This is a genomic window from Microvirga sp. ACRRW (assembly GCF_022346925.1).
Lineage (GTDB): Bacteria > Pseudomonadota > Alphaproteobacteria > Rhizobiales > Beijerinckiaceae > Microvirga.
This window is the reverse complement of the sequence record NZ_JAKRNJ010000019.1, coordinates 1-914: the sequence shown is the minus strand read 5'-3', so window position 1 is coordinate 914 and position 914 is coordinate 1. Positions and strand designations below refer to the sequence as shown.

Here is a 914-nt window from a genome sequence, read left to right as displayed (position 1 = left end):
AGGCCGCCGGAGAGCGTGTCGTTGTGAGCGCCGCCCCACATCCAGTCCTGCCCGGCCCCGCCCCAGATGTTGTCGTGGCCGTCATCGCCAAACAGCGAGTCGTTGCCGTCGTCGCCGTACAGCGTGTCCTCGTTGGCCCCGCCGTAGAGCACGTCGTCCTGCGCGCCGCCCGACAGATAGTCGTTGCCGTCGCCGCCATAGAGCCAGTCGGACCCGTCGCCGCCATACAGGAAGTCGTTGCCCTCCTGCGCCACCAGCTGGTCATTGCCTTCATGGCCATAAAGCCAGTCCTGGCCGCCGCCGCCGACGAGGACGTCATTGCCGACCTGACCGAGCAGCTCGTCGTTGCCGTCACCGCCGTCCAGCCAATCGTCACCGGCATCGCCGACCAGGAAGTCGTTGCCGCTTTCGCCATAGAGAGCATCGTTGCCCCATTGGCCGTAGAGCGCATCGTTGCCCTCGCCGCCGAACACCCGGTCATCGCCGTCGCCGCCCACAGCATAGTCGTTGCCGGCGCCGCCCTGGAGCGTGTCGTTGCCGGTCCAGCCGGTCAGGGTGTCGTCGCCCTCGCCGCCCTCGAGCAGGTCATGGTCCTCGCCGCCATCGAGCGTGTCGTTGCCGAGGCCACCGATCAGCGTGTCGTTGCCATAACGTCCCATCAGGGTGTCGTTGCCGGCGCCGCCGTCGAACTTGTCATTGCCAGACACCGCGCCGCTCGTGATCGCGTCGTCGATCACGTCGTTGCCGGCGCCGCCATAGATGTGGTCGTCGCCGTCGCCGCCGCGCAGCGTGTCGTCGCCCTCGCCGCCGACCAGCACGTCGTGGCCCTGGTGGCCGACGAGGCTGTCGTTGCCCGTGCCGCCGATCAGGTAATCGGAATAGACGCCGCCCTGCACCGTGTCGTGGCCCTCGCC

General features: G+C 68.4%; 1 protein-coding gene. It reads right to left on the bottom strand.

Annotation, left to right across the window (positions count from 1 at the left end; translation table 11 throughout):
• The coding region (locus MHY87_RS18635; protein WP_239354068.1) for a calcium-binding protein at nucleotides 1-914 on the bottom strand (914 nt) is incomplete at both ends.